Genomic DNA, 23,063 nt, shown 5'->3' with positions numbered 1-23,063 from the left:
GCCCGGCGGAGGGCTCAGGCGGCGGCCTGGCCGCGCATCACCGGCACGTGCATCGGGCGCGAGCCCGGGCCGCCGACGTGCGAGAAGGGCTGCGTCCGCCAGTTCAGACCCTGGGGGAGCGTGAGCAGCAGGGCGGTGTCCTGCTCCTGGGGGGTGACGGTCTCGTCGGCGGGGCGGGCCTCGGCCGCCGCGCGGCCCGTGCCCGCACAGACCGTGAGCCCGAACGGGTTCCACGGCGAGGCGCACAGCGCGTGCTCCGGCAGGACTTCCTCGTCCGCCAGCAGCGCGATCGGCTGGGCGCAGTCCGGGCAGACCACCCGGTACATCTCGAAGGTGTCGTAGGCGTCGAGATCGTCGTCGTAGGCGTCGGGTTCGACGCCCTCCGGCTCGGGCTCGACGACCGGCTGGTGCCGCTTGGACGCGGAGCGACCAGGGCGCTTCACACTCTGCATGGGATTCTCCCCCTAAGGCTGGGCCGTGACGGCGCTGCGGCCTCGACCACAGCAAGCACTTCCCGCCCGGTCCCGGTGGTAATCACGAGACCATCACGGAGGCCGTCCCTCCGCTGTGGTGTTCGTCACATGCCGCTCCTGGGTGCCCGGTGCGGTGGCTTTTGTGCCGAACCCGGTGTGACCTGCGTTGCCGAGGTATCCGAGAAGATCAGAGGCACGGTAGGTTTTGGCGCCATGGAGGAGCTGGACCGTCAGATCGTGCAGCTGCTCGTCAAGGACGGGCGGATGAGCTACACAGACCTGGGCAAGGCCACGGGCCTGTCCACGTCGGCCGTGCACCAGCGGGTGCGCCGGCTCGAACAGCGTGGCGTCATCCGCGGCTACGCCGCGGTCGTCGACCCCGAGGCCGTCGGGCTGCCGCTCACCGCCTTCATCTCGGTCAAACCCTTCGACCCCAGCGCGCCGGACGACATCTCCGACCGGCTCGCCGGCGTCCCGGAGATCGAGGCCTGCCACAGCGTCGCGGGCGACGAGAACTACATCCTCAAGGTGCGTGTCGGCACCCCGCACGAGCTGGAGGAACTGCTCGCCCGGGTGCGCACCCTCGCCGGCGTCTCCACCCGCACCACCGTCGTCCTGTCCACCCCGTACGAGGCGCGTCCCCCCAAGGTCTGAGGCCGGGGCGCCGAGGTCCGGGGCGGCGGGCGCCGCCCCCGCCCGGCGGCCCGGGGCGGGCGGCCGCCCCGATGACACGTGACTCCCGCGCACGCGAGAGACTGTCGGGCATGAGTGAGCAGTCCGCCGAGCCCCAGACCGTCCTCCTGCGCCGCGGCGAGGTCCACAGCCCCGCCGACCCCTTCGCCACCGCGATGGTCGTGGAGCGCGGCCAGGTCGCCTGGGTCGGCTCCGAGGGCGCCGCCGACGCCTTCGCCGACGGCGTGGACGAGGTGGTCGACCTCGACGGCGCCCTGGTCACCCCGGCCTTCACCGACGCCCACGTGCACACCACCGCCACGGGCCTGGCCCTCACCGGACTCGACCTGTCCGGCGCCCCCTCCCTTGAGGCGGCCCTCGCGCTCGTCCGCGACTTCGCCGCCGCCCGCCCGGACGACCGTGTGCTGCTCGGCCACGGCTGGGACGCCGCCCGCTGGCCCGGCGGCCGGCCGCCGACGCGCGCGGAACTGGACGCCGCCACCGGCGGCCGCCCGCTCTACCTCTCCCGCATCGACGTCCACTCGGCGGTCGTCACCACCGCCCTGCTGGACCTGCTGCCCGGCGACCTCGGCCGCACCGACGCGCCGCTCACGGCCGACGACCACCACGTGGCGCGCGAGGCCGCCCTGGCCGCCGTCACCCCGGCGCAGCGCACCGAGGCGCAGCGCACCGCGCTCGCCCACGCCGCCTCGCTCGGCATCGGCACCGTGCACGAGTGCGGCGGTCCCCGGATCTCCTCCGAGGACGACTTCGCCGGCCTGCTGCGGCTCGCCGCCGGGCTGCCGGGCCCGCGCGTCGTCGGCTACTGGGCCGAACAGGGCGAGGAGGGCGTCGCCCGGGCCCGCGAGCTGGGTGCGCGGGGCGCCGCCGGCGACCTCTTCGTGGACGGCTCGCTCGGCTCGCACACCGCCTGCCTGCACCAGCGCTACGCCGACAGCGACGCCACCGGCACCGCCTACCTGGACGCCGACGACATCGCCGCCCACGTGGTCGCCTGCACCGAGACCGGCCTCCAGGCGGGCTTCCACGCCATCGGCGACGCCGCCGTGACCGCCGTCGTGGAAGGGGTGCGCGCCGCCGCCGAGAAGGTCGGCCTCGGTCGCGTCCGGGCCGCACGGCACCGCGTCGAACACGCCGAGATGCTCACCCCCGAGACCGTCGCCGCCTTCGCCGAGCTGGGCCTGATCGCCTCCGTGCAACCCGCCTTCGACGCGCTGTGGGGCGGCGAGGACGGCATGTACGCCCGGCGCCTCGGTGCCGAGCGGGCCCGCTCCCTCAACCCGTTCGCCGCCCTGCTGCGGGCCGGGGTGCCCCTCGCGTTCGGCTCCGACAGCCCCGTCACCCCGCTGGACCCCTGGGGCACGGTCCGCGCCGCCGCCTTCCACCGCACCCCGGAGCACCGGGTCTCGGTGCGCGCCGCGTTCACCGCGCACACGCGCGGCGGCTGGCGGGCCGTCGGCCGCGACGACGCGGGCGTCCTGGTGCCGGGCGCGCCCGCCGACTACGCCGTCTGGCGGACCGACGAGCTGGTCGTCCAGGCGCCCGACGACCGGGTGGCCCGCTGGTCGACCGACCCGCGCTCCGGTACCCCCGGACTGCCCGACCTGACCCCGGGCCGCGACCTGCCGGTCTGCCTGCGCACCGTGGTGGGCGGACGGACGGTGTTCGTAGGGCCGGGCGAGTGATCTCCCGGGGCGGCGGGGTGGTGATCGTCCGCCGTCCTCGCCTCGCCCCACCTGCGCATCCTCCCTGGTCACCCCGGTGACGGCGGACGTCGGCGCAGGTCGGAGGGCTGTTGACAGTCGACGGCCGGGGGCCGGTAGGTTCGGCCGAGTCCACCACCGGACGCCCGACCGGGGAGCGTTCACGCAACTCGTCGCAGCGCAGCTGGGTCAGGACGGTGTCCGCACCGGGGCACCGTCGCCGGGAGCCAGGCTCAGCGCCCGCGCCGCCGAGTGAGCGGTCCGGCCGGTCGGCAAGGTGTGACCCGGGTGGGGCCCGGGCGCTCAGTAGACAACGGCTTTCGGTCGACCCGCAGCCAGCGGGTCCCAGGTCGGCCCGAAGGGCGCCGGGCCCCCATCCGTCGCGTGCCGAAGTGCCGAAACGGGCATTCTTACCCCACTCTTGTGGAATCGACACCCCCGTACGAACGAGGGGTCACGTCATCCCAGGCCCGGCCCACTATGGTGGACGCCTGCGTACGACATGAAGGGGCAGCAGTGAACGACGGCGACGGGACCCTCGCGGCCAAGGCCCAGGAGAGGCAGTTCGGGCCGCTCGGCACGGCCTTGGTGATCATTCCGACCTACAACGAGGCGGAGAACATCAAGACCATTGTCGGCCGGGTGCGCAGGGCCGTTCCCGAGGCCCACGTACTGGTGGCCGACGACAACAGCCCGGACGGCACGGGCAAGCTCGCCGACGAGCTGGCCGCCGAGGACGACCACGTCCAGGTGCTGCACCGCAGGGGCAAGGAGGGCCTGGGCGCCGCCTACCTCGCGGGCTTCCGCTGGGGCATGGAGCACGGCTACGGCGTGCTGATCGAGATGGACGCCGACGGCTCCCACCAGCCCGAGGAACTGCCCCGGCTGCTGACCGCCCTCAAGAGCGCGGACCTGGTGCTCGGCTCGCGCTGGGTGCCCGGCGGCCGGGTGGTGAACTGGCCCAAGTCCCGCGAGTTCATCTCCCGCGGCGGCAGCCTCTACTCCCGCCTGGCCCTCGACCTGCCGCTGCGCGACATCACCGGCGGCTACCGCGCCTTCCGCCGCGAGACCCTGGAGGGTCTGGGCCTGGACGAGGTCGCCTCGCAGGGCTACTGCTTCCAGGTCGACCTGGCCCGCCGGGCGGTCAGGGCCGGCTTCCACGTGGTCGAGGTCCCCATCACCTTCGTCGAGCGCGAGCTGGGCGACTCCAAGATGAGCCGCAACATCGTGGTCGAGGCCCTGTGGCGGGTCACCGCCTGGGGTGTCGGGGACCGCGTCGACAAGCTCAAGGGCAAGGGCGCCAAGGGCTGAGCCCGTGGCGGTGGGGGCTGAGTCCCCGCTTATCCCGCGCTGAGGCGGGGCCAGGCACACTGGAACCATGACGACTGGTCCCGCCACCGCTCCGCCCACCGCCCGGCCCCGCCGCTCCCGGCTGCGCCGGTACCTGCCGCTCGGGCTCGCCGTGTGGCTGGTGCTGGAGATCTGGCTGCTGACCCTGGTCGCGGGCGCGGCGGGCGGCCTCACCGTGTTCCTGCTTCTGGTGGCGGGCGTGGTCGCCGGCTCCGTGGTCATCAAGCGTGCGGGCCGCCGCGCCTTCCGCAACCTCAGCGAGGCGCTCCGTGACGGCGGTTCCCCCGAGCGCGGCGGCGGCAACGGTCTGGTGATGCTCGGCGGCCTGCTGCTGATGATCCCGGGCCTGATCTCCGACGCGGCCGGTCTGCTCCTGCTGCTGCCCCCGGTCCGTACGGCCGTGAGCCGCCTCACCGAGAGCGCCCTGGAGCGCGGACTGCGCCGGGCCGCCCCGGGCGGCCTCGGCGACGCCTTCCAGCAGGTCCGCATCCACCGCCCCGACGGCAAGGTGGTCCAGGGCGAGGTCATCAGGGAGCGCGGCCCGGAGCCGGAGGAGCAGCGGCCCCCGCTGACCCGCTGACCCGGGGGAGAACTGACCGGCTGAGCCGGTGGAAAACCGCGGGCGCCGTACGTGAGTCACGTACGGCGCCCGCGGTTCTTCGCTTGTCTTACGCGCTCTTGCGGCTGTCCCTCGGGTGAACCGCGATGTTCATCGCCCCCGAACGCAGAACCGCCAGGCGCTCCTCGAGGACCTCTTCGAGTTCCTCACGGGTGCGCCGTTCCATCAGCATGTCCCAATGGGTACGCGCGGGCTTGGCCTTCTTCTCCTCAGGGCCGTCGCCGTCCACGAGGAGTGCCTGGGCACCACAGACCTTGCACTCCCACTCCGGCGGGATCTCCGCCTCGACCGAGAAGGGCATCTCGAAGCGATGTCCCTTCTCGCATGCGTACTCCACGGCCTGGCGCGGGGCCAGGTCGATACCGCGGTCCGTCTCGTAGCTGGTCACCACGAGGCGCGTACCGCGAAGAGCTCGCTCACTCATGAATCGTGCCTCCCGGGCTTGTCGCCCACAGGACAGGTGTCGCTGTCGTCGTCATCCGGTCAACGTCCGGTCGGCGGTAAAGATTCCCGTTCCGAGTCCCGTTCCGGGTCATGCGTCGCCGTCGTAGCCGCCCCTTGTTGTACCCACAGGCGCCCGGTTTGTCACATCTGCTAGCAGATGTCACCCAGCGTTTCGGCATCTTTGACGCGCAGTAACGGTCCGCCTGGCAGGCCAAACGCGTACACTACCGCCCTTTCGCGCTGAGTGCTAAATCGTGTCCGGAGCCGGGTTGCCCGCCGCGCCGATCGCACGCCGTACCGGTACCCGCGCCAGCAGGGCGAAACCGATCACGAAGAACGCCACCAGCGAGATGATCGCCGACCGGTAGCTCCCGGTGAGCTGGTACGTCACGCCGAACAGCAGGGGCCCGAGCCAGCTCATCCCGCGGTCGCTCAGCTCGTACGCGGAGAAGTACTCGGCCTCCTTGCCCGGCGGCACCAGATGGGAGAACAGCGACCGGGACAGCGCCTGGCTGCCGCCCAGGACGAGCCCGATACCGGAGGCCAGCACGAAGAACCACACCGGCGCCCCGGCGGGCAGGAAGTAGCCGGCCCCGAGCGTGACCGTCCAGGCCACCAGCGAACCGAGGATCGTCCGTTTGGCTCCGTACGTCCGGGCCAGCCGCCCCATCCCCAGCGCGCCCGCCACCGCCAGCACCTGCACCAGCAGCACCGCGCCGATGAGGGTCGACTGCCCGAGCCCCAGTTCCTGCGAGCCGTAGACCGACGCCTGGGAGATCACCGTCTGGATGCCGTCGTTGTAGACCAGATAGGCCAGCAGGAAGGCGAGCGTCAGCGGATACCGGCGCATGTCCCGGACGGTCGCGGCCAGCCGGCGCGGTCCCGGGACGCCGGCCTCCTCCACGCGCGCGTGCCGGTCCCGCAGCCGGCGCAGCGGCACCAGGGTGAAGGCGCCCCACCACAGACCGGCCGAGGCCAGGCAGACCCGCACCGCGCCGCTCTCCGAGAGCCCGAAGGAGTCGTGCGCCGAGTACAGGACCAGGTTGACCACCAGAACCAGGGAGCCCGCCGCGTACCCGAAGGCCCAGCCCCGGGAGGAGACCGCGTCGCGCTCCTCGGGGGCGGCGATCTGCGGCAGGTAGGAGTTGTACAGCATCATGCCGACGGACTGCGCCGCGTTGGCCACCACGAGGAGTGCGCCGCCCAGCAGATAGCGGTCGCCGTCGAGGAAGAACAGACCCGTGGTCGCGGCCGCCCCCGTGTACGCCGCCGCCGCGAGCAGCGGCTTCTTGCGGCCGCCGCGGTCCGCGGCCGCTCCCACCAGGGGCATGACCACGACCGCCACGATCACCGACAGGGACACCGAGTAGGCGAAGAAGGACCCCGCCCTGACCGGCACCCCCAGCGGGTGCACATAGCCGTCGGCGTCCGCAGCCCGCTCGGCGACCGCCGTGAGGTACGGCCCGAGGAACACGGTCAGCACGCTCGTCGAATAGACCGAGCAGGCCCAGTCGTAGAAGTACCAGCCGCGCTGCTCGCGCTTCAGCCCCGCGGCCTCGTCGGCCGCCCCTGCCCGCACGGTCTCGGTGCCCACCCGTGCCCTCGCTTCCCCGCCGGAGTGCCGTGCGAAGGCGCGGGCCGGCCGTCCCGGGCGCTCAGACCCAGACGCCGCGGTCCTCCATGACCTTGCGCAACGTGTCGATGTGATCGGTCATGATGCCATCGACACCCAGGTCGAGGAGCCGGTGCATCCGCTCCGGTTCGTTGATCGTCCACACGTGCACCTGCAGCCCGCGCGCGTGGGCGGCGCGGACGAAGCGGTGGTCGACCACCGGGACGCCCGACTGCGCCTCCGGCACCTGGGCGGCCACGGCGGACCTGCGCACCGCGGCGGGCAGCCCCCAGGAGCGCAGCCGCAGGCTGAGCACCCCGCGGGTGCCGAACGAGGTGGCCAGGCGGGGCCCGGCCAGCCGCTGCGCCCGCAGCACCCGCGCCTCGGAGAAGGAGCCCACACAGACCCGGTCCCAGGCGCCGGCCCGCTCGATCAGCTCCAGCAGCGGCCGCAGGGCGGGTTCCGCCTTGACGTCCACGTTCCAGCGGGCGCCGGGGAAGGTCTCCAGGAGCTCCTCGAACAGCGGCACCGGCTCCCGCCCGCCCACCCGCGCCTGCCGCACGTCCTGCCACGGCAGGTCGGCGATGCGGCCCGCCCCGTCGGTGACCCGGTCCAGGGTCGTGTCGTGGAAGGCGACGAGCCGGCCGTCGGCCGTGGCGTGCACGTCGGTCTCCATGTACCGGTAGCCCAGCTCCACCGCGCGCCCGAACTGCGCCACGGTGTTCTCCAGGCCGTCGGCGGCCCCGCCGCGGTGGGCGAAGGCGATCGGGCCGGGGTGGTCCAGGTACGGATGGCGTACGTGCCGCGTCGTGGTGCTCACGAACGCAGTATCGCGCGCCCCGGTGTCCCCTCGGCAACGACCGTGCTGCCGTCCGGTGCCGCGGGAACGGCGAACACCCGCAGGAAGAGCTGGGCCAGCGGCCCGATGGACAGCGCGTACAGCAGGGTGCCGACGCCGATGGTGCCGCCCAGCGCGAAGCCGGTGACCACCACCGTCACCTCGACCGCCGTCCGCATCAGCCGCAGGGAACGGCCGGTGCGCCGGTGCAGCCCGGTCATCAGTCCGTCACGCGGGCCCGGGCCGAAGCTCGCCGCGATGTACAGACCGGTCGCCGCGCCGTTCAGCACGATGCCCGCCACCAGCAGCGGCACCCGGACGGCGAGCCCGTGCACGCCGGGCAGCAGGGCCAGGGTGCCGTCCATGGCCAGGCCGACGACGAAGACGTTGGAGACCGTGCCGAGGCCGGGCCGCTGGCGCAGCGGAATCCACAGCAGCAGCACCCCCGCCCCCACCACGATCGACACCACGCCGATGGTCAGCCCGGTGAGCTCGGCCAGTCCCTGGTGCAGGACGTTCCACGGCTCGAGGCCCAGCCCCGACGCCACGAGCAGCGCGGAACTCGCGCCGTACAGCGCGAGCCCCGCGTACAACTGCGTCAGTCGTCGTCCGAGTCCGCCGTGAGTGGACATGAGAAACCCCCCTGGGTGGTGGCGGTGGCCTGATGCATGACACTCTGTGGCGTGGGACCGAACCCCATCCATGGCCAATTCGGGGAAGGTGGACTGATCGTAGTGGCTCAGTGGACCTCAGCGGTAGGTGCCGCACAGCTCGCGCGGCTGCTCAACTCCCAGCAGGACCGCCCGGCCCCCGGCACGCGCCGTCCGCCCGCCTACCGCGCGCTCGCCGACGGCATCCGGCTCCTGGTGCTCGAAGGCCGGGTGCCGGTCGCCGCCCGCCTGCCCGCCGAACGCGAACTGGCCCTCGGCCTCTCGGTCAGCCGCACCACGGTGGCGGCCGCCTACGAGGCGCTGCGCGGCGAGGGCTTCCTGGAGTCCCGGCGCGGCGCCGGGAGCTGGACCGCCGTCCCGGCGGGCAACCCGCTGCCCGCGCGCGGCCTCGAGCCCCTGCCCCCGGAGGCCCTCGGCTCGGTGATCGACCTGGGCTGCGCCTCGCTCCCGGCCCCCGAGCCGTGGCTGACCCGCGCGGTCCAGGGCGCCCTGGAGGAGCTCCCGCCCTACGCCCACACCCACGGCGACTACCCGGCCGGGCTCCCCGCCCTGCGCGCGATGATCGCCGAGCGCTACACCGCGCGCGGGGTGCCCACGATGCCCGAGCAGATCATGGTGACGACGGGCGCGATGGGCGCCATCGACGCGATCTGCCACCTCTTCGGGGGCCGCGGCGAGCGCATCGCCGTCGAGTCGCCGTCCTACGCCAACATCCTCCAGCTCATGCGGGAGGCGGGCGCACGGCTCGTCCCCGTCGCCATGGCCGAGGGCCTGTCGGGCTGGGACATGGACCGCTGGCGCCAGGTCCTGCGCGAGTCCGCGCCCCGGCTCGCCTACGTCGTCGCCGACTTCCACAACCCGACCGGCGCGCTCGCCGACGAGGACCAGCGGCGCCGGATGGTCGACGCGGCACGCTCGGCGGGGACGGTCCTCGTGGCCGACGAGACGATGGGCCAGCTGTGGCTCGACGAGAAGTACGCGGACGGCGGGATGCCCCGCCCGGTGTGCGCCTTCGACCCGGCGGGCTCCACCGTCATCACGGTCGGTTCCGCGAGCAAGGCGTTCTGGGCCGGCATGCGGATCGGCTGGGTGCGCGCGGCCCCCGACGTGATCCGCAGCCTGGTCGCCGCCCGCGCGTACGCCGACCTCGGCACCCCCGTGCTGGAGCAGCTCGCCGTGAACTGGCTGTTCAGCACCGGCGGCTGGGAGCAGGCCCTCGACCTGCGCCGCGCCCAGGCCCGCGAGAACCGCGACGCCCTGGTGACGGCGGTCCGGCGGGAGCTCCCGGACTGGGAGTTCGAGGTGCCCGACGGCGGTCTCACCCTGTGGGTCCGGGCCGGCGGCCTGTCGGGTTCGCGGCTGGCCGAGGCGGGGGAGCGGGTCGGCGTCCGGGTCCCCTCGGGCCCCCGCTTCGGCGTCGACGGCGCCTTCGAGGGCTACGTCCGCCTGCCGTTCACGGTCGGCGGAGCGGTGGCGGAGGAAGCGGCGGTACGCCTCGCGGCGGCGGCCCGTCTGGTGGAAACCGGTGCGACGGGCGGCACGGAGGCACCGCGCACGTTCGTGGCCTAGGGAGACCGGGCAGCCCCAGCTCGCACGTTCGTGGCGTGGTGGACCCGGCGAGCCGCCCGGCGGCCCCTGCGGCCGACAGCCCGCAGGTGACCGGGGCCGCTCGGCGGGGGAGGCGTCGCCAGCCGCCGGGTCGGGTGTTCAGGAGCTCTCGGCCGCCATCGCCTCCGCGGCCAGCGGTGCCGTCTCCACGGGTGCGGCCGCCCCGAGCGGCTCCGCCGGTGCCGCGTCGGCGGGGGTCGTGCGCGGGGGCAGCAGCGCGGACACCGCCTGCCGGTCCGCGTCACCGGTCGCGTCGTCGTACGGATCCGGGGTCGAGGGCACCTGGAGCCGGTGCACGGGACCCGTGCCCAGCCGCGCGTACCCCCGCCCGGGCGGCACCTGCGCCAGCGGGGTCGTGTGCGGCGGCGCCCCGAGGACGGTCCGCAGCTGTTCCGGCGACGCGGGCCCCAGCACCACTCGCGCGCGCGTGTGCTGCCGCACCGCGTCGCTCAGCGCCTCCGCGCTCTCGAACTGCTCGGCCACGACCACGGTGACGTTCGCCGCGCGTCCGTGCCGCAGCGGCATCTGCAGCAGGGTCTGCGGGTCCTGGCGGCCCTCCGCCGCGGTGAGGTGGGTGAAGACGCTCGGCCGGTCCAGGATCAGCCACAGCGGGCGCCGGGTGTCCTCCGGCGGCGGGTCGCCCGCCTGCCGGGCCCGGTTGATGGCGACGAGCCGCCGCTCGGTCTCCTGCGCGGCCCACTCCAGGCTGGCCAGCGCGCCGGCCGGCGCGCACTCCACGGCCAGCACGCCGTCCCGGCCGATCAGGCAGGCGTACTCGCCGGTGCCGCCGCCGTCGGCGATCAGTACGTCGCCGTACTGGAGCGCCTGCAGGGCGATCGAGCGGAGCAGGGTCGAGGTGCCGCTGCCCGGGTGGCCCATGGCCAGCAGGTGCGGCTCGGTGGAGCGCAGACCGGTCCGCCAGACCACCGGCGGGGTGTCGCGCTGCTCGTCCCCGTAGGAGAGGGGGAGCGTGCGCTGCACCTCGGTGGGGTCGGTGAAGCCGAGGACCGTCTCTCCCGGCGCGGTGACGAAGCGCTGCGCGGCGATGTCGGTGGGCAGGGGGGCCAGGACGGTCACCGTCAGCCGGTTGCCCTCCTCGTCCCACGCGAAGTGGTACTCGCGGCCCCGCCCCGCCTTCGCGGCGAGCAGCTGCTCGACCCGTGCCCGGGCCTCGCCCTCGCCGTCCGGGAAGTAGGCGGGGTAGCGGATCACGAGGTGACCGACGCGGCCGGTGTCGTCGAACTCGTGCGTGTCGAACGCCTTCTCCCACTCCCCGCCGTGGGCGTACAGCGGCGCCGGGTCCCCGTCGGTGGAGAAGTAGGGAACCAGCGCCTCGTACAGGGACCTCAGCCGCTCGGCCTGCGACTCGTCGGGACCGTCCGGCGCCGGCGGGGTGCGGTCGCGGCCCTGCCATGCCGCCGCCGCCATCAGGGCGATGGCGGCGAGCAGCGGTCCGTATGGCGCCAGCACCACGACCAGGACCACCGAGGCCGCCAGGAACAGCAGCGGCCCGCGCTTGTCCTTGGGCGTCTCGACCCATCTGCGCCGCCCGGCCGAGGCCAGCCGGCGCAGCCCGCGCGAGACCGTGATCAGCGGGTGGAGGACATCGGTGGCACTGTCGGCCGCCGTCCGGGCCAGTTCCCGGCTCCGGGCGATCTGCGTCCGGGCGATCTGCGCGCTGTCCTTGCTCAGAATGCGGGGAAGAGGGCGCCGGGCCACTGCTGTCTCCTGATGGTGCGTACGGGCGGGACGTGGGCGTCAGAACTTGATGCCACCGAGGAGGCTCGCCAGACTCTCGCCGCCTGCCTTGATGCTCGGCGCGATGCCCGTGCTGGCCAGGTAGAAGCCGAACAGGGCCGACGTGCACGCGTGCGAGCCCTTGAGGCCGTCCTTGCGGAAGAAGAGGAAGACGACGACGCCGAGCAGCATGACGCCTGAGATGGAGAGGATCATTCGGGGCCTCCTGGTGTCGAGGGGGACAATCACCCTGAGTTCTTCCAGGATCACAGCATGTATCTATACGATAAAAGGTGCAACTGGGTGAATTCCCGCCCTTTTCCACCGGCTGGTGGAGCCCTCGGTGGGCCGGTTGAGCTGGGCGCTTGCGCGCGCCGGGGTCTGCGGTGATCTTTACCTCGGGCACTTCGGGTGATGTGAGGCGCGAGCCAGTACCCTTGCGATTCACCTGAACGGTTGTAACGAGAGGCGGTCCGGCCGATGAGTGAAGCCCCCGACCCCGAGGTCGTGGAGCTGGCGACCAAGATCTTCGACCTGGCCCGGCAGGGCCGGACGGAGGAACTGGTGGCCTATGTCGACGCGGGCGTTCCGGCCGACCTCACCAACGACCGGGGCGACTCCCTCGTGATGCTCGCCGCCTACCACGGGCACGCCGACGCGGTACGTGCCCTCCTCGCCCGGGGCGCGGACGCCGACCGCATCAACGACCGGGGCCAGACCCCGCTCGCCGGCGCCGTCTTCAAGGGTGAGACCGATGTCATCAAGGCGCTCCTGGAGTCCGGCGCCGACCCGGCCGCGGGCACCCCCTCGGCCGTCGACACCGCCCGCATGTTCGGCAAGACGGAAATTCTGGAACTGTTCGGCACACACTGACGCGAACGTCCTGAGCAGGTACGACACGGAAAACGGGGGAGGCGGTACAAGGCCGCCGGAAATACGGTCGCGGCAGCTCACAGCGCGGGTCATCATGACGACGTGATTCACGGACGCGATGGCTGGGCAGGTGTTGCCGCACCGCGCGGGCCGTGATGCGGTCCGCATGGGCCACCGACGAGAGGCAGAGAGAGATGGTCTACAGCAAGCAAGAGACGGCGGGCGCTCCGACGTTGTGTCACGTGGCCAGGTAGTGCGTGTTTCCCGGTTGCGTCGACGCTTGATGTGAGGCTGTTTCCCATGTTCGATCCGGTCATAGCGCCCAGCGGTACGCTGCTCGGCCTGCTCCAGCGGGGCCGTGGCGACGGCACACTGCACGCGCTCACCGCACCGCGCGCCGAAGCGCTCGCGGCCCTGAACCACTGTGTGCTCCGCGACCCCCGCCACGACTGGCAGGTGGAGAACCGCTCCCTCTACTACGCCCGCCTCTACCTCGACCTGAACGGCGAGCTGGACGCGGTCGAGGCGCACCTCTTCGACTGCGAGGACGTCCTCGACGACGAGGAGTCCCGCACGGGGCTCGCCCTGGCCGTCCTCGGGCACCTCGCCTCCTACGGCAGGCGGGACGCGCTCGAACTGCTGCGCAGGTACGCCGCCCAGGGCTCCAACTGGGCCTGGGCCCTGGACGAGCTGGCCCTCCGGGACGACGACGCGGGCCTGCGCGCCCTCGCCGCCCCCGTGCTGGCCCGCTTCGCCACCGATGCCGAGGGCGAGGCCGAACTGGCCGCGGCCGTACGGGACGCCTTCGAGCCGCGGCCATGGCGGCTGTGGGCCGAGGACCCGCGCGAACCGATCGCCGCACGCGTGCGTGCCGCCCACGAGGCCGGCTGTTTCGACCGCTGGCAGCGCCAGATGCGGCCCACCGGGCCACGCCCCGGGTGGAGCGTGCGCGCCGTCTTCGAATGGGCCCAGCAGGGCGTCGAGCGCGGTGCCGCCCTCCATGTGCCGGCCGCCCGCTGCCTGGTCGCCGTGGCCGGACCCGAGGACCGGCCGGAGATCCTCCAGGCCGCCAGGTCGGGCACCGAGGGCGCCCGCTGCACGGCACTGCGCTACCTCGCCGACAGCAACGACCCCGACGCCCTCGCCCTGATCGAGGAGGCCGTGGCCGACGGGTCGGCGCTCGTCGTGGAGGCCGCCGTCGACGCCTTCGAACGGATGCGCAGCATCGCCGCCGTCGAGCGGGCCCGCCGCTGGGCCCAGCGCCCCGACGCCCTCGGCGCCGCGGCCGGCCGCATGCTCGCCTGCCGCGGCGCGGCCAAGGACAGCGACCTCGTCCTCGGCGCCCTGCGCGAGGCCGTACGCGGCGAGGGCCCGGACGCCCCGACCCTGTGGACCCTGGTCGACGGCGCCGGCCGCCTGGGGATCGCCTGCGCGGCCCCCGTCCTGCGCCACGTCTACCGCGAGACGGCCTCCTCCCACCTCCGCGGCCGCGCCGCCCGCGCTCTCGCCGCCACCGACCCCTCCTTCGCCGCCGGCTTCGCCGTCGAGTGCCTGTGGGACTGCGAGGAGACCACCCGGGAGCTGGCCGCCCGGCACGCCGAGACCGGTGACACCCGGGTCGTCGAACGGCTCCGCCGCCTCGCAGCCGACCCGGCCGAGGAGGACGAGGTGCAGACGGCCGTCCGCAGCCGCTTCGGACCGGACGCGCCTGCCGTGTGACCCGGGCACCTGCCGTGTGACCCGGCCGGCACCGACGACGACACCCGGGGCGGGCGGCGATCCGCCCGCCGGGTGAACACCGGGTGACCCGCGGGTCAGGCGGGCGTGGCGGCCGCCTGACCCGCGAGGGTGCGCGGTCCAACGCTCATGGGACGTTCCCCGGCCGGAAAGATCGACGTTGACGCGGCCACGTCCGGTACGGCGAGAACACCCGTATGCGTGTCGTCATCGTGACCGAATCCTTTCCCCCCGATGTGAACGGCGTCGCCCACTGCGCGCTCCAGACCGCCCGGCACCTCGTGGACCGCGGTCACCTCCCGCTCGTCGTCGCGCCGGCCACCGCGCCCGGCACCAGGGCCGACGCACTCGAGGCGCCGTGCCCCGTCGTCCGCGTCCCCTCCCTCCCGCTCCCCGGCTACCCCCAGGTCCGTGTCGCCCTGCCCAGCCGCCGCCTCGGCGCGGCGCTCACCGGGCACCGCGCCGACGTGGTCCACCTCGCCAGTCCGTTCGTTCTCGGCGTCCGCGGCATGGCGGCCGCCGCCCGGCTCGGCATCCCGGCCGTAGCCGTCTACCAGACCGACCTCGCCGGATACGCCCGCACCTACATGGGCGCGGGCGAGGCCGCCGCCTGGCGCCGGATCCGCTCCGTGCACGCCGCCGCCGACCGCACCCTCGCCCCGTCCAGCGCCGCCCTGCACGACCTCCGGGCGCACGGCGTGCCCCGCGTCCGGCTGTGGCGGCGCGGCGTGGACACCGCCCGGTTCCGGCCGGACCACCGCGACGCGGCCCTGCGCCGCGAACTGGCCCCGAACGGCGAACTGATCGTCGGCTACGTCGGCCGCCTCGCCCCCGAGAAGCACGTCGAGCTCCTGGCGGGCGTCGCCGGACTCGCGGGCGTCCGCCTCGTGGTGGTCGGCGACGGCCCCAGCCGGGCCCCGCTCACCGAGGCCCTGCCCGGCGCCGTCCTCCTGGGCCGCCGGACCGGCGACGAACTCGCCCGGATCTTCGCGTCGCTCGACCTGTTCGTGCACACCGGCCCGTTCGAGACCTTCTGCCAGACCGTCCAGGAGGCCATGGCCAGCGGGGTGCCGGTGGTCGCGCCCGCCGCCGGCGGCCCGCTCGACCTCGTCGACCACGGCCGCACCGGACTGCTCGTCCCGCCGCACGACGCGGCCGCCGTCACCGGGGCGGTCACCGCCCTGGCCGCCGACCCGGACCTGCGGGCCGCCTACGGCGCCGCCGGGCGGGCCCGGGTGCGCGAACGCACCTGGGCCGCCGTCGGTGACCAGCTCATCGAGCACTACGAGGACGTGCTCGCGGCACGCCGGACGGCGGTGGCGGCATGACCGGCACACCGCTGCGCATCGTCCGGCTCGCCAACTTCGTCACCCCCGCCTCCGGCGGCCTGCGCACGGCCCTGCGCGAACTGGGCCGCGGCTACCTGGCCGCCGGACACGAACCGGTGCTGATCGTGCCGGGCGAGCGCTTCACCGACCGCGACACCGAGCAGGGACGGGTCGTCACCCTGCCCGGACCGCTGCTGCCCGGCACCGGCGGCTACCGCGTCCTGACCGACCGGCGGCGGGTGACCGCCCTGCTGGAGGACCTGGCCCCCGACCGCCTCGAGGTCTCCGACCGCACCACCCTGCGCTGGACCGGGCGCTGGGGCCGCCGCGCCCGCGTGCCGTCCGTGATGGTCTCGCACGAGACCGCCGACGGCGTCCTGCGCACCTGGGGCCTGCCGGACCACCTCGCCCGGCGGACCGCCGACTCCCTCAACACCCGCACCGCGCACGTCTACTCGCGGGTCGTGTGCACTACGGAGTACGCCGAGCGCGAGTTCGTGCGGATCGGCGCCCGCAACGTCGTACGCGCGCCGCTCGGCGTCGACCTGATGGAACGCCACCCCGCGCTGTGCGACCCGGCGCTGCGCGCGCGCCACGCGCGCGGCGCCGAGGCGCTGCTCGTGCTCTGCTCCCGGCTCTCCGTCGAGAAGCGCCCCGGCACGGCCCTGGACGCCCTCCAGGAGCTCGTGCGGCGCGGACGGCGCGCGGTTCTCGTGGTGGCCGGGGACGGCCCGCTGCGCGCCCGCCTCGAACAACGCGCCCGGGAACGCGGGCTGCCGGTGACCTTCCTCGGGCACGTCTCCGGGCGGGCCGCGCTGGGCGCGCTCCAGGCGTCCGCCGACGTGTGCCTGGCCCCCGGGCCCGCCGAGACCTTCGGGCTGGCCGCGCTGGAGGCCCTGGCGTGCGGCACCCCCGTGGTGGCCAGCGCCTCGTCGGCGCTGCCCGAGGTGATCGGCGCGGCCGGCGCGGCCGCCGCCGACCGCCCGGAGGCGTTCGCGGACGCCGTCGAGGCGGTCCTGTCGCGTCCCGGGCGTGAGCGCCGCGAGGCGGCACGCGCGCGTGCGGAGTGCTTCGGCTGGGGCACGGCCGTCGAGGCCTTCCTCGCGGCGCACGACACCGAGGTGCTCGGCCGGCGGGACGCGCCGGCCCGGCCCGCCGCGCGGGAGGGCGCCGCATGAGAGCCGTCCGCTTCGTGGCGCTCGGGGACTCGCTCACCGAAGGCGTGGGAGACCCCGTCGGCGGCGGGTGGCGGGGCTGGGCGGCGCTGCTCGCCGACGGCCTCGCCGCCGACCCCGGGCAGGTGGAGTTCACCAACCTCGCCGTCAGCGGGGCGCAGACGCGCGACGTGCGCGACCGGCAGACACCGGCCGCCCTGGCGCTCCGCCCCGACCTGGTGTCCGTGGTCGTCGGCGTCAACGACACGCTGCGCCGCACCTTCGACGTCCGGGCCGTGGCCGCCCGGCTCGACGCCGTCTGCGCGGCCTTCACCGGCCAGGGCGCCACCCTGCTCACCGCCTGCCTGCCCGACCCCGGGGCCATGCTCGGACTGCCCGGCGCCCTCGCCCGCCCGCTGGCCCGCCGCCAGCAGGCGGTCAACGCGGTCGTCCACGCGCTGTCCGACCGCTACGGGGCCGTCCACCTGCACGCCTCCCGGGGCGCCTGGCTCACCGACCGCACCCTGTGGAGCGCGGACCGGCTGCACCCGGGCGAGCGCGGCCACCGGCAGTTCGCGGTGCGCTTCCACGCCCTGCTGAGCTCCTCCGGACTGGCCACCGGCGCGCCGCCGTCGCCCGAACCGGAATTCCCGGCGCCGACCCGGGCGGCCCGGCTGTGGTGGCTCGCCACCGCCGGCACCGGCTGGGTGGTCCGGCGCTGCGACGACCTGCTGCCCCAGCTGCTGCGGCTGGCCGCCGACGAGCTGCGCCACCAGGCCCGCGGCACCGGCGCCCGGCTCGACCTGCGCGCCTCCTCGGCCGTGGCCGAGGCGCTGGCCGCGCTCCCGGCGGCGGATGCCGCACCCGGCGCCGGGACTCAGCGGCGGCGCACCGGAACGAACCTGACCGGCGTGCCCGGGACCGCCTGCGCGGCCGCGGGGAGGTCGGCGGCGCGCACCACGGCGATCACCGGGTAGCCCCCGGTGGTCGGGTGGTCGGCCAGGAACACCACCGGACGCCCGTCCGGCGGCACCTGCACCGCGCCGAGCACCATGCCCTCGCTGGGCAGCTCGCCGGTCCGGGCCCGCTCAAGGGCGGGCCCCTCGGTGCGCAGCCCGATCCGGTTGCTCGCCGAGGACACCCGGTACGCGCGCGTGGCGAGGTCCCGGAGCGCACCCGCCGTGAACCAGTCGGCGCGCGGCCCCGGAACCACCCGGAGGACGAGTTCGGCCGGCGGCCGCGGCCGCGGGACACCGTCCACGCGCGCGGGAGGACCCGCCGGGACGCCGAGCGGCAGCACCGTGCCGTCGGCGAGCGGCGCCGGCCCGAGGCCCGACAGCAGGTCGGTGGCGCGGCTGCCGAGCACCGGCTCCACGGCGACGCCGCCGGACACGGCCACGTACGCGCGCACCCCGGCCACGGCGGCCCCCACCTGGAGCAGCGCTCCCGCGGGCACCGCGACGGGGGCGCCCCAGGCGGCGGGGCGGCCGTCCACCGAGACCGGGCAGTGCGCGCCCGCGACCGCCACCGTGACCGCCGAACGCGGGCGCAGGGCGCAGCCGTCGAGGGTGGTCTCCAGCACGGCGGCGTCCGGCCCGTTGCCGGCCAGCCGGTTGACCAGGGCAGCCGTGCCCGGGTCGAGCGCTCCGGAGCGCGGTACGCCCAGATGCGCGTACCCCGGCCGCCCGCGGTCCTGCACGGTGGTCAGCGCTCCCGCCCGTACGACGAGGAGCGCGCGGTCGCTCACGCGTCCGCCACCGGCACGAAGCGCACCCGGTCGCCCGGTGAGAGCAGCGCGGCCGGTACGCGCGCGTGGTCCCACAGCACCGCCTCCGTGCTGCCGATCAGCTGCCAGCCGCCCGGCGACGAACGCGGGTACACGCCCGTGTACGGCCCCGCCAGCGCCACCGCGCCGGCGGGCACGGAGGTGCGCGGGGTGGCCCGGCGCGGGACGTCGTACCGTGCGGGCAGTCCGGTGAGGTAGCCGAAGCCGGGTGCGAACCCGCAGAACGCGACGGTGAACTCGGTGCTCGCGTGGATCCGGGCCGCCTCCCGCTCGGACACCCCCCAGTGGGCGGCGACCCCGGCGAGGTCCGGGCCGTCGTAGCGCACGGGCAGCTCGACCGCTTCCCGTGCGCGCGGGGGAGCGGGCGGCACCGCCGAGGCGGTGAGCTCGGACGCCCAGAGCGCCGGATCGGCCAGGCCGTCGAGCAGGACCGTGCGCGCCGCCGGCACGATCTCGCGGACGGCCAGCGCGCCCTCGGCGCGGCGGCGCAGCAGCTCCGCGTGCAGCGCCTGCGCCTGGGCGCCCGAGTCCAGTTCCACCAGGAGCGCGTCGTCGCCGACGGGCAGCGCCCTCATGCGAAGGCCTCCACCCGTACCCCGGCCGCCGTGAGGCGTTCGCGCACCCGGCGGGCCAGCTCCACCGCGCCGGGGGTGTCGCCGTGCAGGCACAGCGAACGGGCGCGCACCTCGATCCGCGCGCCGGAGTGGGCGGCGACCACGCCGGAGCGCGCGAGGCTCACCGAACGCTCCACGACGGCCTCGGGGTCGGTCACCACGGCGCCCTCGCTGCCGCGGGGCACCAGCGTGCCCCGGTCGGTGTACGCCCGGTCGGCGAACGCCTCCGTGACGGCCGGCAGCCCCGCCTTCGCGGCCAGGTCGAGCACCCGCGAGCCCGGCAGGCCCAGCACCGGCAGCGCGCCGCCGGCCAGGAGCACCCCGTCGACCACCGCGGCGGCCTGCTCCTCGTCGTGCACGACCCGGTTGTAGAGCGCGCCGTGCGGCTTGACGTAGGCCACGCGCGCTCCCGCGGCCCGCGCGAACACCTCCAGGGCGCCGATCTGGTAGGCCACCTCGGCCGCCAGTTCGGCGGGCGGCACGTCCATGGCGCGCCGCCCGAACCCGGCGAGGTCCCGGTAGGAGACCTGCGCGCCGATCGTCACCCCGCGCGCGGCGGCCAGTTCGCACACCCGGCGCATGGTGGCCGCGTCGCCGGCGTGGAAGCCGCAGGCGACGTTGGCGCTGCTGACGACGGACAGCAGCCGTTCGTCGTCGGTCAGCCGCCAGCGGCCGAAACCCTCGCCCAGGTCGGCGTTCAGATCGATCGCGGTCATGGTCCTCGTTCTCTCCGGATCCTCGGGTGGGGCGGGTGCGCGGCCGGTGTCAGTCGACGCCGACCACGCGGTACTGGTCGTCACGGGCGTCGGTCAGGAACATCTGGCCCGGCGCGTGGGTGATGGCGAACGGCGGCCGTGAAGCGGTCACCACGGCCTGCGGGGTGACCCCGCAGGCCCAGAACACCGGGATGTCGTCGGGCGCCGCGTCCACCGGGTCGCCGAAGTCGGGGCGGCCCAGGTCCTCGATGCCGAGGACCGCGGGATCACCGCAGTGCACCGGGCCGCCGTGCACGGCCGGCAGCAGGCCGCTCTCCCGGATCGCGCTGCGCAGGTGCTCCGGCGGCACCGGGCGCATCGACACCACCATGGGCCCGCGCAGCCGGCCCGCGGGGCGGCACTGCCTGCCGGTCACGTACATCGGCACGTTGCGGCCCTGCTCCACGTGCCGGATCGGGACGCCCGCCGCGGCCAGCGCCCACTCGAAGGTGAAGCTGCACCCGAGCAGGAACGACACCAGGTCCGGGCGCCAGTGCGCCCGGACGTCGATCGGTTCGTCCACCAGCTCGCCGTCCCGCCACACCCGGTAGCGCGGCAGATCGGTGCGCAGGTCGGCGCCGTCGGCCAGGACGGTGGCGGGTGAACCGGCGTCGGTGACGTCCAGCACGGGGCAGGGCTTGGGGTTGCGCTGGCAGAACAGCAGCATGTCGTACGCCCAGTCGGCCGGGACCGAGATCAGGTTGGCCTGCGTGTGGCCCGCCGCGACACCGGCCGTGGGGCCCGCGAGCCCCTGCCGGAAGCGGGTCCGCGCGGTGCGCGGGCTCCACGCGTGCGCGTGCTCGTCGACGAGAATCACCGGCCGGTCCCCGGTGCGCTCCGGCCGCGTCACGTCAGTTCCTTCCCGCGCGTCTCCGGCAGCCCCAGCAGCGCCAGCGCGGCGAGGCCGTAGCCGAGCGCTCCGAAGACCAGCGCGCCGCCCACGCCCCAGCCGTCGGCCAGGAAGCCCACCAGGGTCGGGAAGACCGCGCCCATCGCGCGGCCGGTGTTGTACGTGAAGCCCTGCCCGGTGCCGCGCACCGCCGTCGGGTACAGCTCGCTGAGGTAGGAGCCGAACCCGCTGAAGATCGCCGACATGCAGAAGCCGAGCGGGAAGCCGAGCACCAGCAGCAGGGTGTCGGCGCCGTGCGGGATGTGCGCGTACGCCAGGGTGCACACGGCGGAGAGCAGCGCGAACAGCCAGATGGTGCGGCGCCGGCCGAGCCGGTCGGTCAGATGACCGCCGGTCAGGTAGCCGAGGAAGGCGCCGGAGATGAGGAACGCCAGATAGCCGCCGGTACCGACGACGGACAGACCGCGTTCGGTCTTCAGGTACGTCGGGACCCAGGTCGCCAGCGTGTAGTAGCCGCCCTGCACCCCCGTGGACAGCAGCCCGGCGAAGACCGTCGTGCGCAGCAGCCCGGGGCCGTCGGCCCCGCCGGGCCGGAAGATGGCCGCGAACGAGCCGCGCCGCGCGCTCTGTTCGCGCTCCGCCGTGGCCCGGGGCGCGTCGTGCACCCGGCGGCGCAGCCAGACGACGAGCAGCGCGGGCAGTGCCCCGGTCCAGAACATCACGCGCCAGGCCAGGTCGTCGCCGGCGAAGGAGAAGACCAGCGTGTAGACGAGCGCGGCCAGCGCCCAGCCGACCGCCCAGGAGCTCTGGACGGCGCCGAGGGTACGGCCGCGGTGCCTGGCGCTCGCGTACTCGGCCACCAGGACCGCGCCCACCGCCCACTCGCCGCCGAAGCCGAGGCCCTGCAGGGCGCGGAAGACGAGCAGCGTCTCGTAGTCGGGGGCGAAGCCGCAGGCCACGGTGAAGACGGCGTACGTGACCACCGTGATCATCAGGGCCCGGACCCGGCCCACGCGGTCCGCGAGGACGCCGGCCGCGGCGCCGCCGATCGCGGAGACCACCAGCGTGACGGTGGTGAACAGGCCCGTCTGGCCGCTGTCCAGGCCGAAGTACGCGGCGAGGGCCACCATGCTCAGCGGCAGGGTGAAGTAGTCGTAGGAATCCAGGGCATATCCGCCGAAAGCGCCAGCGAAGGCGCGCCGGCCGTCCGGCCCCAGGGCGCGCAGCCAGCCGAACGCGCCGGTCCCGGCGTCCTGTTCGGTCCGAGCGGGTCGGAGGCCCGGCGTCACGGGCCGGGGCGGGGGTGTCGTGCTCATGGGCACCTCGCAGAGAGGGACGGAGGGTGCGGGCAACTGAGCGGTGACGTGCCTGAGTTGTGTCGTGCCGGTGTCGTGCCGGTGTTCTGCCGAGCACCGTAGAGGATCGTTCAACGATCCTTCAATACCCGCGTTGTCTCGTCCCCCGGTCTGCGATTGAATTCCGGGCATGGCAGAGCAGCTCTCGGAACTGGCCGACGACCGCGCCCTCCTGGGGCGCACCAGCACCGCCGAACGCGTCTCGGACATCCTCCGCAGCCGTATCGCCGAAGGCTTCTTCCCGCCCGGGACCCGCCTGTCGGAGGACGCCATCGGTGGCGCGCTCGGGGTCTCCCGCAACACCCTGCGCGAGGCGTTCCGGCTGCTCACCCACGAGCGCCTGCTGGTCCACGAGCTCAACCGCGGCGTCTTCGTCCGGGTCCTGACCGTGGAGGACGTCGAGGACATCTACCGCACCCGGACGCTGGTCGAGTGCGCCGTCGTCCGGGGCCTCGGAGAGCCGCCGTACGCCCTGGACGGGCTCGCCGCCGCCGTCGCCGAGGGGGAACTGGCCACCGCGCGGAACGACTGGAAAGCGCTGGGCACCTCCAACATCCACTTCCACCGCGAGCTGGTCGCGCTGGCCGGCAGCGAGCGCACCGACGAGCTGATGCGCAGCGTCTTCGCGGAGCTGCGGCTCGCCTTCCACGTCGTGGACGACCCGCGCCGGCTGCACGAGCCCTACCTCGCCCGCAACCGCCAGATCCTGCGGGCCCTGCAGGACGGGGACCACGTCCGGGCGGAGCGGCTGCTGGAGACCTATCTCACGGACTCGCTCGACCGGGTCGTCGAGGTCTACCTGCGGCGGGTCGGCGAGGACGGCGCCGGGTCCTGACGCGCCTGTGTGACGGCCGTCGCTTCTG

23 protein-coding genes are annotated in these 23,063 nt (G+C 74.7%); 11 read left to right on the top strand and 12 right to left on the bottom strand.

Annotated features, from left to right (window positions below; translation table 11 throughout):
* Positions 1 to 14: 14 nt before the first annotated feature.
* Positions 15 to 452 (bottom strand): hypothetical protein, encoded by a 438-nt coding sequence (locus tag B446_RS07295; protein ID WP_020938780.1) that lies wholly within the window; start codon positions 450 to 452, stop codon positions 15 to 17.
* A gap of 234 nt (positions 453 to 686) precedes the next feature.
* Here B446_RS07295 and B446_RS07290 point away from each other — a divergent pair, with 234 nt between their 5' ends.
* The 4 genes from B446_RS07290 to fxsA all read left to right on the top strand — a co-directional run bounded on the left by B446_RS07290 (position 687) and on the right by fxsA (position 4,799).
* Positions 687 to 1,127: an Lrp/AsnC family transcriptional regulator gene (locus B446_RS07290; protein WP_020938779.1), complete on the top strand. Its 441-nt coding sequence runs from the start codon at positions 687 to 689 to the stop codon at positions 1,125 to 1,127.
* 110 nt (positions 1,128 to 1,237) lie between these two features.
* Positions 1,238 to 2,851 (top strand): amidohydrolase, encoded by a 1,614-nt coding sequence (locus tag B446_RS07285; protein ID WP_020938778.1) that lies wholly within the window; start codon positions 1,238 to 1,240, stop codon positions 2,849 to 2,851.
* A 534-nt stretch (positions 2,852 to 3,385) separates the two neighbouring features.
* The gene (locus B446_RS07280) at positions 3,386 to 4,180 is read left to right on the top strand and encodes a polyprenol monophosphomannose synthase (protein ID WP_020938777.1); all 795 of its coding nucleotides are present in this window, start codon (positions 3,386 to 3,388) and stop codon (positions 4,178 to 4,180) included.
* Between the two features lie 67 nt (positions 4,181 to 4,247).
* On the top strand, positions 4,248 to 4,799 hold the full coding sequence (gene fxsA, locus B446_RS07275) for an FxsA family membrane protein (protein WP_020938776.1): 552 nt from the start codon (positions 4,248 to 4,250) through the stop codon (positions 4,797 to 4,799).
* Positions 4,800 to 4,887: 88 nt separating this feature from the next.
* On the opposite strand, the gene B446_RS07270 is transcribed toward fxsA, so the two are convergent.
* The 4 genes from B446_RS07270 to B446_RS07255 form a co-directional block, all read right to left on the bottom strand.
* The gene (locus B446_RS07270; protein ID WP_003977404.1) at positions 4,888 to 5,262 is read right to left on the bottom strand and encodes an RNA polymerase-binding protein RbpA; all 375 of its coding nucleotides are present in this window, start codon (positions 5,260 to 5,262) and stop codon (positions 4,888 to 4,890) included.
* Between the two features lie 267 nt (positions 5,263 to 5,529).
* Positions 5,530 to 6,876 (bottom strand): MFS transporter, encoded by a 1,347-nt coding sequence (locus B446_RS07265; protein ID WP_020938775.1) that lies wholly within the window; start codon positions 6,874 to 6,876, stop codon positions 5,530 to 5,532.
* A 61-nt stretch (positions 6,877 to 6,937) separates the two neighbouring features.
* On the bottom strand, positions 6,938 to 7,714 hold the full coding sequence (locus B446_RS07260; protein WP_020938774.1) for a glycerophosphodiester phosphodiesterase: 777 nt from the start codon (positions 7,712 to 7,714) through the stop codon (positions 6,938 to 6,940).
* Positions 7,711 to 8,364, bottom strand: coding sequence for a YczE/YyaS/YitT family protein (locus B446_RS07255; RefSeq protein ID WP_043474971.1), 654 nt, complete (start codon positions 8,362 to 8,364; stop codon positions 7,711 to 7,713). The genes B446_RS07260 and B446_RS07255 overlap by 4 nt, the downstream gene beginning before the upstream one ends.
* 102 nt (positions 8,365 to 8,466) lie before the next feature.
* Between B446_RS07255 and B446_RS07250 the strand changes: the two genes are divergently transcribed.
* Entirely contained in the window at positions 8,467 to 9,972 is a 1,506-nt protein-coding gene (locus tag B446_RS07250) for a PLP-dependent aminotransferase family protein (RefSeq protein ID WP_020938772.1), read from the top strand.
* Positions 9,973 to 10,110: 138 nt separating this feature from the next.
* On the opposite strand, the gene B446_RS07245 is transcribed toward B446_RS07250, so the two are convergent.
* Complete coding sequence (locus B446_RS07245; protein ID WP_020938771.1) at positions 10,111 to 11,730, bottom strand: ABC transporter ATP-binding protein; 1,620 nt, start codon at positions 11,728 to 11,730, stop codon at positions 10,111 to 10,113.
* A 39-nt stretch (positions 11,731 to 11,769) separates the two neighbouring features.
* Positions 11,770 to 11,964, bottom strand: a complete 195-nt coding sequence (locus tag B446_RS07240) for a hypothetical protein (protein WP_020938770.1) — start codon at positions 11,962 to 11,964, stop codon at positions 11,770 to 11,772.
* Between the two features lie 264 nt (positions 11,965 to 12,228).
* Between B446_RS07240 and B446_RS07235 the strand changes: the two genes are divergently transcribed.
* The 5 genes from B446_RS07235 to B446_RS07215 all read left to right on the top strand — a co-directional run bounded on the left by B446_RS07235 (position 12,229) and on the right by B446_RS07215 (position 17,817).
* Positions 12,229 to 12,621 carry an ankyrin repeat domain-containing protein gene (locus B446_RS07235; protein ID WP_020938769.1) on the top strand — a complete coding sequence of 131 codons (393 nt, stop codon included), beginning with the start codon at positions 12,229 to 12,231 and terminating at the stop codon, positions 12,619 to 12,621.
* 300 nt (positions 12,622 to 12,921) lie between these two features.
* A complete protein-coding gene (locus tag B446_RS07230; protein ID WP_020938768.1) occupies positions 12,922 to 14,340 on the top strand; it encodes a HEAT repeat domain-containing protein in 1,419 nt (472 codons plus the stop codon).
* 215 nt (positions 14,341 to 14,555) lie between these two features.
* On the top strand, positions 14,556 to 15,686 hold the full coding sequence (locus B446_RS07225; RefSeq protein ID WP_020938767.1) for a glycosyltransferase family 4 protein: 1,131 nt from the start codon (positions 14,556 to 14,558) through the stop codon (positions 15,684 to 15,686).
* Positions 15,683 to 16,864: a glycosyltransferase gene (locus B446_RS07220; RefSeq protein ID WP_020938766.1), complete on the top strand. Its 1,182-nt coding sequence runs from the start codon at positions 15,683 to 15,685 to the stop codon at positions 16,862 to 16,864. Before B446_RS07225 ends, B446_RS07220 begins: the two co-directional genes overlap by 4 nt.
* Positions 16,861 to 17,817, top strand: a complete 957-nt coding sequence (locus tag B446_RS07215) for an SGNH/GDSL hydrolase family protein (RefSeq protein ID WP_020938765.1) — start codon at positions 16,861 to 16,863, stop codon at positions 17,815 to 17,817. The genes B446_RS07220 and B446_RS07215 overlap by 4 nt, the downstream gene beginning before the upstream one ends.
* On the opposite strand, the gene B446_RS07210 is transcribed toward B446_RS07215, so the two are convergent.
* Genes B446_RS07210 through B446_RS07190 form a run of 5 tightly spaced genes read right to left on the bottom strand, consistent with a single transcriptional unit; the run spans position 17,718 to position 22,161 of the window.
* Complete coding sequence (locus B446_RS07210; RefSeq protein ID WP_043474967.1) at positions 17,718 to 18,587, bottom strand: biotin-dependent carboxyltransferase family protein; 870 nt, start codon at positions 18,585 to 18,587, stop codon at positions 17,718 to 17,720. The genes B446_RS07215 and B446_RS07210 overlap by 100 nt on opposite strands.
* Positions 18,584 to 19,201: a 5-oxoprolinase subunit PxpB gene (gene pxpB / locus B446_RS07205; protein WP_020938763.1), complete on the bottom strand. Its 618-nt coding sequence runs from the start codon at positions 19,199 to 19,201 to the stop codon at positions 18,584 to 18,586. Before pxpB ends, B446_RS07210 begins: the two co-directional genes overlap by 4 nt.
* Positions 19,198 to 19,956, bottom strand: a complete 759-nt coding sequence (locus B446_RS07200) for a LamB/YcsF family protein (RefSeq protein WP_020938762.1) — start codon at positions 19,954 to 19,956, stop codon at positions 19,198 to 19,200. Before B446_RS07200 ends, pxpB begins: the two co-directional genes overlap by 4 nt.
* A gap of 49 nt (positions 19,957 to 20,005) precedes the next feature.
* Positions 20,006 to 20,845 (bottom strand): putative hydro-lyase, encoded by an 840-nt coding sequence (locus B446_RS07195; protein WP_020938761.1) that lies wholly within the window; start codon positions 20,843 to 20,845, stop codon positions 20,006 to 20,008.
* Positions 20,842 to 22,161: an MFS transporter gene (locus B446_RS07190; protein ID WP_043474964.1), complete on the bottom strand. Its 1,320-nt coding sequence runs from the start codon at positions 22,159 to 22,161 to the stop codon at positions 20,842 to 20,844. The genes B446_RS07195 and B446_RS07190 overlap by 4 nt, the downstream gene beginning before the upstream one ends.
* Positions 22,162 to 22,330: 169 nt before the next feature.
* Between B446_RS07190 and B446_RS07185 the strand changes: the two genes are divergently transcribed.
* Positions 22,331 to 23,035 (top strand): GntR family transcriptional regulator, encoded by a 705-nt coding sequence (locus tag B446_RS07185; protein ID WP_020938759.1) that lies wholly within the window; start codon positions 22,331 to 22,333, stop codon positions 23,033 to 23,035.
* Positions 23,036 to 23,063 lie beyond the last annotated feature (28 nt).

Origin of the sequence: Streptomyces collinus Tu 365 (assembly GCF_000444875.1) — a bacterium.
In the GTDB taxonomy this organism is placed as follows: Bacteria; Actinomycetota; Actinomycetes; order Streptomycetales; family Streptomycetaceae; genus Streptomyces; species Streptomyces collinus_A.
This window is presented reverse-complemented; position numbering and strand designations above follow the sequence as displayed.

What these genes read in the sequence shown, in the direction of transcription:
- B446_RS07190 (WP_043474964.1), bottom strand. Translation starts at nt 22,161, where the DNA reads ATGAGCACGACACCCCCGCCCCGGCCCGTGACGCCGGGCCTCCGACCC.
- B446_RS07255 (WP_043474971.1), bottom strand. Translation starts at nt 8,364, where the DNA reads ATGTCCACTCACGGCGGACTCGGACGACGACTGACGCAGTTGTACGCG.
- B446_RS07270 (WP_003977404.1), bottom strand. Translation starts at nt 5,262, where the DNA reads ATGAGTGAGCGAGCTCTTCGCGGTACGCGCCTCGTGGTGACCAGCTAC.
- B446_RS07285 (WP_020938778.1), top strand. Translation starts at nt 1,238, where the DNA reads ATGAGTGAGCAGTCCGCCGAGCCCCAGACCGTCCTCCTGCGCCGCGGC.
- B446_RS07215 (WP_020938765.1), top strand. Translation starts at nt 16,861, where the DNA reads ATGAGAGCCGTCCGCTTCGTGGCGCTCGGGGACTCGCTCACCGAAGGC.
- fxsA (WP_020938776.1), top strand. Translation starts at nt 4,248, where the DNA reads ATGACGACTGGTCCCGCCACCGCTCCGCCCACCGCCCGGCCCCGCCGC.
- B446_RS07230 (WP_020938768.1), top strand. Translation starts at nt 12,922, where the DNA reads ATGTTCGATCCGGTCATAGCGCCCAGCGGTACGCTGCTCGGCCTGCTC.
- B446_RS07240 (WP_020938770.1), bottom strand. Translation starts at nt 11,964, where the DNA reads ATGATCCTCTCCATCTCAGGCGTCATGCTGCTCGGCGTCGTCGTCTTC.
- B446_RS07290 (WP_020938779.1), top strand. Translation starts at nt 687, where the DNA reads ATGGAGGAGCTGGACCGTCAGATCGTGCAGCTGCTCGTCAAGGACGGG.
- B446_RS07295 (WP_020938780.1), bottom strand. Translation starts at nt 452, where the DNA reads ATGCAGAGTGTGAAGCGCCCTGGTCGCTCCGCGTCCAAGCGGCACCAG.
- B446_RS07235 (WP_020938769.1), top strand. Translation starts at nt 12,229, where the DNA reads ATGAGTGAAGCCCCCGACCCCGAGGTCGTGGAGCTGGCGACCAAGATC.
- B446_RS07200 (WP_020938762.1), bottom strand. Translation starts at nt 19,956, where the DNA reads ATGACCGCGATCGATCTGAACGCCGACCTGGGCGAGGGTTTCGGCCGC.
- B446_RS07225 (WP_020938767.1), top strand. Translation starts at nt 14,556, where the DNA reads ATGCGTGTCGTCATCGTGACCGAATCCTTTCCCCCCGATGTGAACGGC.
- pxpB (WP_020938763.1), bottom strand. Translation starts at nt 19,201, where the DNA reads ATGAGGGCGCTGCCCGTCGGCGACGACGCGCTCCTGGTGGAACTGGAC.
- B446_RS07220 (WP_020938766.1), top strand. Translation starts at nt 15,683, where the DNA reads ATGACCGGCACACCGCTGCGCATCGTCCGGCTCGCCAACTTCGTCACC.
- B446_RS07185 (WP_020938759.1), top strand. Translation starts at nt 22,331, where the DNA reads ATGGCAGAGCAGCTCTCGGAACTGGCCGACGACCGCGCCCTCCTGGGG.